This is a genomic window from Acidisphaera rubrifaciens HS-AP3, assembly GCF_000964365.1.
Lineage (GTDB): Bacteria > Pseudomonadota > Alphaproteobacteria > Acetobacterales > Acetobacteraceae > Acidisphaera > Acidisphaera rubrifaciens.
On the sequence record NZ_BANB01000241.1, the window covers coordinates 1 to 9,389 of the forward strand.

Consider the following 9,389-nt stretch of genomic DNA (forward strand, 5'->3'; position numbering starts at 1 on the left):
GGCGGCGCCGGCTTCGCGGCAGATCGCCGCCGCCGCCTGTCCGACGGCCGCGACGTCGGCGAGGGACGCGCCCTCGACCGGCCGCAATGACCAGAAGGCGAGTAGCGCCGCCGGTCCCGCGTGGACATGCAGCAGCGCCAGCGATGCCTCGCACCACGCGTTGATCGCCGCGTCCGCCGCGTCGTCGGTGATCTCGCGCCAGACCGGCTGGAACGCGGCGCGCAACGCCTCACGCGTCGCGATCAGCCGATGCAGCCGCGCGGGCGCGCTGTCGGGATCGGTCGCGAGGACGCGCAGCGCGGGGGCGGCCGGCATCGGCGTGCCTTTAGAGACAAGCGGCGATGGCGTCGCGCAGGGCCGCACGCATCTCCGCGTCATCCGTCATCGGCAGCACGATCGCCGCGTCCACCGCCGCCGCCGGACGGACGCCGGCGACCAGCAGGCGCCCCGCGTGGACGAGCATGCGCGTGGACGCGCCCTCGTCGAGTCCCTGTCCGCGCAGGTTGCGCGAGCGCGTCGCGATTTCGACCAGCAGCCTTGCGTCGGATGCGTCGACGCCGCTTTCCCGCATGACGATCTCCTGCTCGATCGCCGGCGGCGGATAGACGAAGTCGATGGCAACGAAGCGCTGCTTGGTCGACTCCTTGAGGTCCTTGACCGCGCTCTGATAGCCGGGGTTGTAGGAGATCACGAGCTGGAAATCGGGATGCGCCGCCAGGATCTCGTTGCGCTTTTCCAGCGGCAGCATGCGGCGCGCGTCGGTCAGCGGATGGATGACGACCGTCGTGTCCTGCCGCGCCTCCACGATCTCATCGAGGTAGCAGATCGCCCCGTGCCGCACCGCCAGCGTCACCGGCCCGTCGTGCCAGACCGTCCGCCCCGGTTCGAGCAGAAAGCGCCCGGCGAGATCGGCGGCGGTCATATCCTCGTGCGCCGCGACGGTGATCAGCGGCCGGGCCAGACGCCAGGCCATATACTCGACGAAGCGCGTCTTGCCGCTGCCGGTCGGCCCTTTCAGCATCACCGGGATGCGATGGCGATACGCCGCCTCGTACAACGCGACCTCGTCGCCGACGGGACGGTAGTAGGGCTGTTCGGTGATGCGATACATATCGACGGACATAGGCGGCGCGGGCTCCGCGGTCGGATCGGATGACGACCGCGATCATGCGCGGGGCACGCCCGCCCGACAAGCCGCCGGCGGCGCGCCCTTCAGCCCGGAGCGTCGCCGCCGGCCTCCCGCGCCGTCATCGCGCACAGCGCGGAGGCGGCGCCCCCGTCGACGATCGTCGCTGCGACGGTGCCGATCGGCACGCGCAACGACATCGCCTGCGACCGCATGAGCTTGTAGGCCTCGTCCTCGCGCATCTGCCGTGTGCTCATGAGAATCGACTTGGCGCGCTCGACGTTGCGGATGCTGCGGACGGTCTCCTCCAGCCGCGCGATGCGGGTCTGGAGCCGCCGCACATAGTCAAAATGCGACCGCGCGAGCGTCAGCGCCGCGGCGACCGCGTCGGTCGTGAAGGGGCGATGGAGCACGGCATCCGGGGCGCAGTCGCGCAGCGCGGCAAGATCGGCCGGCACGCCGGCCACCACCACGAGCGCGGCCGCCGGCTCGCCCGGCACCCACGGCAGACAGCCCGCCCGCGCCGCCGCGACGTCGCAGAAGATCACGTCCGCCCCGTCCGGCAACGTCGCCGGGGGCGGCCAGATATGCTGCACGCGGGCACGGGTGCGTTGCAGTTCGCGCACCAGGAAGTCGCCATCGGCATCGCGGGGAACGGCGACGAGGATGCCGGGCGGGTCGGCGACGGCGCGCGTGCCGGCGGCGGGCCGCTCAGGCATGCGGCGCCGTGCGGCCATACCCGACCAGATAGGGGTCGGCGACGACCGGACGGGCCGATTGCCGGATCACTTCGAATTGCCCGCTGCGGGTGGCGCGGCCGATCCGGGTCCACAGGGTGGTGTGGCTGCTGGCCGCGTTGATCTCGACCAGCCCCTGCGGCGCCTCGAATGTCGCGCCGAGCATTTTCTCCCGCAGGACGTCGGTCTCGATCGTGCGCGTCTGCGCGAGCGCGCGGGCGAACATGTGCACCTGGTAATACGCCGCCTCGACGCACATGTTCGTTGGCTCGTCCGAACCGTAGCGGCGCTGGTAGCGGCGCACGAACTCGGTGTTCGCGACGCAATCGACGCTCTGGAAATACGGCGCGGCGGTGATATGCCCCTCCGCCACGGCGCATCCCATCGCCCGCACCTCTGCCTCGGTCGTCGTCAGGCTGGCGATCGGCATCAGGCGCGGATCGAAGCCCGCATCGGCATAGGCCTGATACAGATGGATGGTCGGATCGCCGACCACGGTCGAGAAGACGACGTCGGGGCGGGTACGGCGCAGTTCGGCGATCACCGGCACGAGGTCGCGCCGATCGGCATTCAGGCTGATATAGGTCTCGCCGGTCAGGACGCCGCCGCTGTCGGCCAGCACCTCGCGCATCAGCTGGTTGGTGGCGCGGGGATAGACATAATCCGAACCGATGAGGTGAAAGCGCGGGCCGTAATGCGCGAGCAGATAGGCGCACAGCTCCATCAGGTTCTGATTGGGGGCCGCCCCCGTGTAGATCACGTTGGGCGACAGCTCGAAGCCCTCGTACAAGGTCGGATACAGCAGCAGGCCGTTCAGCCGTTCCACCACCGGCAGCACCGCCTTGCGGCTGCTCGACGTATAGCAGCCGAAGATGACGTTCACGCCGTCGTTCGCCAGCAGCCGGTGGCTCAGCCGGGCGAAGTTGCGGTCGTTCGATTGCGGATCATAGATGACGGGCACGACCTCGCACCCGGCGATGCCGCCCGCCTCGTTGATCTCAGAAAGGGCCAGGAGCGTGCCGCGCAGCTGCGTCTCTTCGACGACGGCGGTGACGCCGGTCTGCGAGAACAGGACGCCGACACGCCAGGGTTCCCCGTGGCGCGACGATCCAGCAAGCCGTCCGGCTGTCATACCAGCACGTTCCGCACCCACAGAGAGTAACGATTGGAATGAAAGAGTCGCCCGCCGCCCCGGATGACGACTTATTTTTCTGCGCGGCAGTATGGCGGGGCTGCCATCGGTTTTCAACGCAAATGCAACGCTGCGGGCACGCCACGCGGATGAAAATCCGGACAAATTGCGCGTGTGTGATCAGACCTTGGTCAGATAGCAGCCATCGTGCCGAAAAGTCGTGCAGGTATGGAAACGGGGTCGCTGTATCAGTGGGGCAGCGGGGTAACCGCTGGATCGAGCAACAGCCGGCGCACGGTCCGACCATGGCGCACGTGCTCGTGCATGATCTCGCGCACGTCCGCCTCGGTCCTGTAGGCGTACCAGACACCGTCCGGATAGACGACCAAAGCGGGCCCGTGCTCGCACATATTCAGACAGAGGGCGTGATTGACGCGGACCCGGCGCAATCCGTGCGCCATGGTCAGCCGGCACATCAGATCAGAGAGCGCCCGGGCGCCCTTGTCCGCACAGCACCCGCGCGTGTGACCAGCCGGCCGCTGGTGGACGCAGCAGAAGACGTGGATGTCATAGAACCCGCTCATCGACGCACCGTCTGGTTCAGCCGGCAACGCAGGCCGCAAGGCCGGCGGCAAGTGCCTCGCGGTCAAGGTCACGGCCGATGACGACATAGGTCGTCTGGCGAGGCTCGTCTTTGCCCCAAACCCTCTCGGGCCTCAGGGTGGTCAGCATGCGCACGCTCTGGAAGATCAGTCGCTCCGGAAATCCGCGGGCATAGAAAATACCCTTCGTGCGCAACAGATCCTCGCCATGCGCCTGGGCATACTCGCCCATCCACAGCATGAAGCGGTTGATGTCGATCGGGCGGGTTTCCGTCAGGACGCAGGACGTGATGCGCGCATCATGCTCGTGCGCATGCTCTCCGAGAAACTCCGGATCGATCTGAAGCTTGGCCTCAAGATCGAATGCTCCTGTATGCAGGACCGCGTCAAGGTCCACCTCGCTCTGCACGGTCGGCAGGATACGGGCGACGGGATTGAGCGTTCGCAGGCGCCCGATCACTGCCTCCAGCGTGGCCGCATCGACCAGGTCGGTCTTGTTGACGAGAATGATATCGCTGAATGCGACTTGCTCCTGGGCCTCGGGTGACTGTGCAAGATTCGTCTCGATGTTGCGCGCATCCACCACGCCGACGAAACTGTCGAGACGGACTCCGGCACGCACGTCATCGGACACGAAAAAGGTCGAGGCGACCGGCGCGGGGTCCGCCAGGCCGGTCGTCTCGATAATAATCCCGTCCAGCCGGTCGGCCCGCTCCCGCAGCCGGCCGAGCATCTCGATCAGGTCGCCGCGCACCGTGCAGCACAGGCAGCCGTTGTTGAACTCGACGATCTGTTCGTCCCGGTCCGTCAGCACGAGCTGGCCATCGAGATTGACGTCGCCGATTTCGTTAATGATGACGGCGATCTTCTTGCCTTGCTGGTTGCGCAGGATATGGTTCACGAGCGTCGTCTTGCCGGACCCCAGGAAGCCGGTGACGACGACCGCCGGAATGCGATTGTCGCTTCGTACTGCGGACGGCGCTAAGGCGGGCGTGACTGGCTGATCCATCGCGGGGCGACCCCTCTTGCCACGATCGGGGTCGGATCCCCATGATCCGACCCGCCGCGACCTTCACAGGCACGCAACGTTTACACAAGCGAGCATCAGGGTGTCGGCACGACCGTCCGCGTCATCATGGCGATCCCGTCCGCCAGGATCTCCTTGCGCGACGGCGGTGGCAGCTTGTCGCCGCGCATCTGATCATAGGGCACCACGACCCAGCAGGCGCAGCCCCACAGACACTCGCCGGCCATGCCATCGAACCGGATCGCCGGCTCGGAGATCATGACGCCGAGATCGAGCAGCCACGAATGGTGCAGCAGCTTCTGCTCCCAGGTCAGCGTGTCATAGATCTCGCGGCTCTTGAAGAAGACGTCCAGATCGGTCTTCGCCACGCCCGGCAGGATGATCGTCGCATAGGCGGTAAGCTGGTCGAAGAACTCGTAGCTCTCGATCTCCATCGTGCTGTCGTCACCGGGCAGCAGGAACGCTTCCTTGACCTTCGCGCCAAGTGCGTCGTTCAGGTAGGTGAAGCCGATCTCGCGCGGCGCGTGGACATGCACTTCCGCGAAGTCGGTCTTGAACGCCGGCTTCACGCCGGCCCATTTCGGCACATAGTCGATCCACTGGAGGATGACATCCTTCCACTTCTTCAGCGGCTCGCCCGGCAGCACCTGCACGCCCGGATGCGTGAACTTCGCGATGTCGAACAATGTCCAGTTGCGCGACTTGCCGCTCACCACCTCGTGCGGCGCGCCGGTGAAGCCCGCCGGACGCAGTGCCCGGAACAGGGCACGCCCCGCGTCACGCACCGCGAACCGCATGAAGCAGTCCGCGCAGAACTTATCGGTCACCGTCTTGCGGAAATGATCGCGGACCGCCGGCTCACCGGTCTTGGTGTAGGACGTCAGTCGCTGAAAGGAATGTTCCGGATTGACGATCATGAAGCCGCCGGTGAACGGGCTGCGATACAGGTCGCCCCATACCGCCGTGACGCCGGCATTCTTGTCGTCGTCCAGCATCGAGTCGATTTCGTTCAGCGTGGTGAAGATACTGGGGCTGTTGTATTCCTTGTCGAGCGACAGCGGCAGCTGACCGACGCCGATCACCGGAATGCGGCGGCCGAGCTTGATCGAAGAGAGATGCCGCGCCAGATCGACCGCGATACCGCTGCCCACGCCGTCGGCAATGCCGAACGGGCACAGGACCATCGAGGGCAGACCCGCGCCCTCGATGAAGCGGGCAAAGCTCGACAGCGCCACGTCCATCGGCTTGTCGCCGTCATAGTACGCCCTGGCGTACAGCGCCTTGGCCACCGCGCGGGGGATCTCCTCGCCGACCTTCGGCATCTCGGTCGAGTTCGGCAGCCACGGCTCGTAGTTCGGATTCCAGTAGTACCGGGGATATTCGAGCTTCAGGAACTCCCGCATCCGGCGCAGCGTGTTGAACATCTCGTCGCGCGTCGGCACTTCCAGCGAGATCGCCTGGAACATGAAGCGATCTTCGGGGATGCCCCGCGACCGCAGCCGGTCGCCGAACCCGTCGGCATAGTCCTTCGCCTGCTGCATGCCCTCCTCGCCGACATCGACGATGAGCGCCGCAAACCGCGCGCGCGGGTCCTCCAGCATGTCCTCGACTTCGCCGGTGCGCAGCATGGCGTCCACATAAAGGGCGCCGACGCGTCCGATGCCGACCACATGCACGCAATGCGGGGACTGCTGCCCGCTGCTGCTGTGATACATGGAAAAGTTCATCATCACCTCCGGATTTTGCTGTTGCGTGAGTCACGGTTGGGTCGGCGCGCTGCGCTGCGCGGACGTTCCGACAGGGCGTCAGCAGCGAGGCGCGATGCCCGTGTCTTCGTCGAGAAAGCCGAGATCGTGCAGGATATGCGCGACCGACGTGGCGCGATCGTCGGTGACGTAGACGCGATAATCCTCGACAAACAGGCCCGGATCGCGGGAGATCACGCCCTCTTCGATCAGCGCGACGCCCTTTTCCAGGTCCCCGCGTGCCAGCTGAGCCTCCCACAGCGGATTGCGTATCCGGATGGCAGTGTCGTCAGCTCCCGTGACCTCGAGCGTCTTCCCGCCGGCCACGGTCGGCACCAGCGCGCCTTTTTCGTAGCGCTCCTTCACCTTCGCCCAGTCGAGCGGCATGACGTGCGCCTCAGGCCGCAGCGACGGCGGTGGGTGCTCCGATGATTTCGGCGCGCTCGCCACCACGGATGTCCTGATAGGGAACCACGACCCAGCAGGCGCAGCCCCACAGGCACTCGCCGGCCATTCCCTCGAAGCGGATCGCCGGCTCGCACAGCATCACGCCGAGATCAAGCAGCCACGAGTGCGCCAGCAGTTTCTCGCTCCAGCCAAGCCGGTCGTAGGTGTCGCGCGCGGTGTAGAACAGGTCGAGATCGAGCTTGGTGATGCACGGCAGCACGAACTGCACCGACGTCGCCGTGCCGCCGGCAATCGCCTCTGCCGGCACGGCCGGCTTGAACACCTCGGTCAACGCGGCCGCCGCGGCCGTGCGTGCGCCCTCGTCGTCGCTCCGCGGCTCAAAGAAGCTCGGCACGTAGCCCGCGCGCAGACCGAGCGCCGCCGGCAACTCCGCATCGACCTTGATCGGTCCATCGATGTCGGCAAATCCGAACATGTGCGCCCAGCGCGGACCATAGGGCGTGCGCGCGGCGGCGTGTTGCGTCGGCGGCGCGCCCACCCAGTTGAGCAGCCGCAGCGTCTCGAACAGATCGGCGCCGCCACGCTGTGACAGGAACGCCACCAGCTCGGCATCGACGCGCGCGTGCGTCGCCGGCAGGTCGCCGGTCTTCGCATAGACATGAGATTGCGGCACCAGGATCACGCCGCCGGTGAAGGGATTACGGTCCAGGTCGCCCCAGACCGCGATCACGCCCTCGTTCTTCGTCTGGTCGCACATGCAGTCGAGTTCGTTGAGCGTGGCGAACGCCGCGCCGTCCTTGTATGCCGGAGCATCGCCGTCACACGGCATGATGCCGATGCCGACGACCAGCGCCCGCCGGCCGAACGCGACGTTCGACAGATGCCGCGCGAGGTCGACCGCGATGCCGCTGCCGGTTCCGCCCGCCAGGCCGAAGACGATACAGACGACCGACTGCGTGCCGGCGCCATCGACGTTATCGGCGAAGCGACGCAGCAGCGTCTCGGCGGGACGCGGACCGTCGTAATAGGCGGCGCCATAGAGAGCCTTGGCGACCGCGCGCGGCATCGGCGCGCCGACCTCCGGCATCTGCATCGCGCCGGGCAGCCACGGCTCATAGTTCGGGTTCCAGTAATAGCGCGGATACTCGAGCTTGAGGAACTCGCGGTAGCGGCGCAGCGTGCTGAACAGATCGTCCCGCGTGGGGACGCCAAGCGACAACGTCTCGACGATCGCCCGCCCGGCGGGCAAGCCGGCCGCCGCGCTTCGCACCGCCGGCAATCCGCCGTCACCGATATCGATGCCCAGCGCGGAGACCCGCGGACCGTCGGCGGGCAGTGCCTTCAGCGTCTCGGCGACGATGGCACAGCCGGCACCGCCGATACCCACAAGATTCACCGAAAACGGCAGGGTCTGTTCTTTACCCATCCGGTGAATCCCGCGTCGCAGGGCGTCAAGCTTACGCTTCTCGAGCTTCTCGTCGACGGTAGCTGACATGTCGGATTCCCCGAGCAATGACGGGAGCACGCATCAACACAGGACCAAGCGTCGCCCAGGTCACAGCAATGCAAGCCGCATTGAGCGCGCGTCGATCAGGCGTTGATTGTACGTGTAATGGAGGGGCATCGTTGCCGCATGCAAAGATTAGTGTGTACCGTGGACGGCAAGCAAGGAGAAAGCGCGTTACGCAGCACTGCTTCGATAGATGCAGATGCAGACGTCGTACGACGTATGCCGACACTCCCTATCGCGTGAGGCACTCCGGCGGGAAATTGAGACAACGCGAGACGTTACATATGGAACAGAATCTTGAACCTATGCGCCTGGTCCTGCGGATTTCGCCTGGGGCGGCCGTCGCCGGGGGCGGGGCGCCAGGGACCACAAATAGCGGCCGTCCCGTATCGCTGGCGTCTTGCCATGCCGGCCGTCAGGCCCTAAAAGCCGGCGCCTCGGGCCCCGGGTGCGTAGCTCAGCGGTAGAGCATCGCCTTCACACGGCGGGGGTCACAGGTTCAATCCCTGTCGCACCCACCATCCCGGCCACCACGTTCCGCCGGCAGACTTGTGCCGGGCGGACCGACGGAGACGATCAGCATGACAGTCGCGCCGCCCATTCCGCGCTCCGCCCGGCAGCGGGCGGCGGCGTTCTGCGAGCGGTTCGGCCTGCGCGTGCCGATCCTGATGGCGCCGATGGCCGGCGCCTGCCCGGTGGGTCTGGCCGTCGCGGTGGCGCAGGCGGGCGGCATGGGGGCGATGGGCGCACTGCTGTCTTCCCCCGACGAGATCGCCGCCTGGGCCAGCGGCTTCCGCGCGGCCAGCAACGGCGCGTTCCAGATCAATTTGTGGGTCCCCGACCCGCCGCCCCGGCGCGATCCGGCGGCGGAGGCACGGGTGCGCGACTTCCTCGCGGGCCACGGTCCCACGGTCTCGCCCACGGCGGGCGACGCGGCGCCGCCCGATTTCGTGGCGCAGTGCACCGCCATGCTGGATGCCGGGCCGGCGGTCGTGTCGTCCATCATGGGCGTCTTTCCACCGGACGTCGTCGCCGGGCTGAAGGCACGCGGCATCGCCTGGTTCGCCTGCGCGACGACGCTCGCCGAGGCACGGGCGGCCGA

10 protein-coding genes and 1 tRNA gene are annotated in these 9,389 nt (G+C 67.0%); 2 read left to right on the forward strand and 9 right to left on the reverse strand.

The annotated features are described in order from the left end of the window. The 9 genes from B8460_RS08340 to B8460_RS08380 form a co-directional block, all read right to left on the reverse strand. Positions 1 to 315, reverse strand: a 315-nt coding sequence (locus B8460_RS08340; RefSeq protein WP_048861130.1) for a hypothetical protein, incomplete at its 3' end; no start/stop codon positions are given. 10 nt (positions 316 to 325) lie between these two features. Then, the gene (locus B8460_RS08345; protein WP_048861131.1) at positions 326 to 1,123 is read right to left on the reverse strand and encodes a CbbQ/NirQ/NorQ/GpvN family protein; all 798 of its coding nucleotides are present in this window, start codon (positions 1,121 to 1,123) and stop codon (positions 326 to 328) included. An 89-nt stretch (positions 1,124 to 1,212) separates the two neighbouring features. Next, positions 1,213 to 1,845: an ANTAR domain-containing response regulator gene (locus tag B8460_RS08350; protein ID WP_148360462.1), complete on the reverse strand. Its 633-nt coding sequence runs from the start codon at positions 1,843 to 1,845 to the stop codon at positions 1,213 to 1,215. After that, complete coding sequence (locus B8460_RS08355; protein WP_048861133.1) at positions 1,838 to 2,995, reverse strand: transporter substrate-binding domain-containing protein; 1,158 nt, start codon at positions 2,993 to 2,995, stop codon at positions 1,838 to 1,840. The genes B8460_RS08350 and B8460_RS08355 overlap by 8 nt, the downstream gene beginning before the upstream one ends. A gap of 248 nt (positions 2,996 to 3,243) precedes the next feature. After that, positions 3,244 to 3,579 (reverse strand): (2Fe-2S) ferredoxin domain-containing protein, encoded by a 336-nt coding sequence (locus tag B8460_RS08360; RefSeq protein ID WP_048861134.1) that lies wholly within the window; start codon positions 3,577 to 3,579, stop codon positions 3,244 to 3,246. Between the two features lie 16 nt (positions 3,580 to 3,595). After that, positions 3,596 to 4,606: a CobW family GTP-binding protein gene (locus B8460_RS08365; protein WP_048861135.1), complete on the reverse strand. Its 1,011-nt coding sequence runs from the start codon at positions 4,604 to 4,606 to the stop codon at positions 3,596 to 3,598. Between the two features lie 95 nt (positions 4,607 to 4,701). Next, the gene (locus tag B8460_RS08370; RefSeq protein ID WP_048861137.1) at positions 4,702 to 6,351 is read right to left on the reverse strand and encodes a hypothetical protein; all 1,650 of its coding nucleotides are present in this window, start codon (positions 6,349 to 6,351) and stop codon (positions 4,702 to 4,704) included. A gap of 78 nt (positions 6,352 to 6,429) precedes the next feature. Beyond that, entirely contained in the window at positions 6,430 to 6,756 is a 327-nt protein-coding gene (locus B8460_RS08375; protein WP_048861136.1) for a hypothetical protein, read from the reverse strand. Between the two features lie 10 nt (positions 6,757 to 6,766). Continuing rightward, positions 6,767 to 8,203 carry a tubulin-like doman-containing protein gene (locus B8460_RS08380; protein ID WP_052945180.1) on the reverse strand — a complete coding sequence of 479 codons (1,437 nt, stop codon included), beginning with the start codon at positions 8,201 to 8,203 and terminating at the stop codon, positions 6,767 to 6,769. Positions 8,204 to 8,733: 530 nt separating this feature from the next. On the opposite strand from B8460_RS08380, the gene B8460_RS08385 reads away from it, so the two are divergent. Together B8460_RS08385 and B8460_RS08390 are read left to right on the forward strand one after the other, a co-directional pair. Next, positions 8,734 to 8,808: transfer RNA gene (locus tag B8460_RS08385), tRNA-Val, on the forward strand. A 60-nt stretch (positions 8,809 to 8,868) separates the two neighbouring features. Beyond that, positions 8,869 to 9,389, forward strand: a 521-nt coding sequence (locus B8460_RS08390) for a nitronate monooxygenase (protein WP_048861139.1), incomplete at its 3' end; no start/stop codon positions are given.

Excerpts from the sequence above, each read along its gene's own strand:
- B8460_RS08345 (WP_048861131.1), bottom strand. The coding sequence starts at position 1,123 with ATGTCCGTCGATATGTATCGCATCACCGAACAGCCCTACTACCGTCCC.
- B8460_RS08350 (WP_148360462.1), bottom strand. The coding sequence starts at position 1,845 with ATGCCTGAGCGGCCCGCCGCCGGCACGCGCGCCGTCGCCGACCCGCCC.
- B8460_RS08355 (WP_048861133.1), bottom strand. The coding sequence starts at position 2,995 with ATGACAGCCGGACGGCTTGCTGGATCGTCGCGCCACGGGGAACCCTGG.
- B8460_RS08360 (WP_048861134.1), bottom strand. The coding sequence starts at position 3,579 with ATGAGCGGGTTCTATGACATCCACGTCTTCTGCTGCGTCCACCAGCGG.
- B8460_RS08365 (WP_048861135.1), bottom strand. The coding sequence starts at position 4,606 with ATGGATCAGCCAGTCACGCCCGCCTTAGCGCCGTCCGCAGTACGAAGC.
- B8460_RS08370 (WP_048861137.1), bottom strand. The coding sequence starts at position 6,351 with ATGAACTTTTCCATGTATCACAGCAGCAGCGGGCAGCAGTCCCCGCAT.
- B8460_RS08375 (WP_048861136.1), bottom strand. The coding sequence starts at position 6,756 with ATGCCGCTCGACTGGGCGAAGGTGAAGGAGCGCTACGAAAAAGGCGCG.
- B8460_RS08380 (WP_052945180.1), bottom strand. The coding sequence starts at position 8,203 with ATGGGTAAAGAACAGACCCTGCCGTTTTCGGTGAATCTTGTGGGTATC.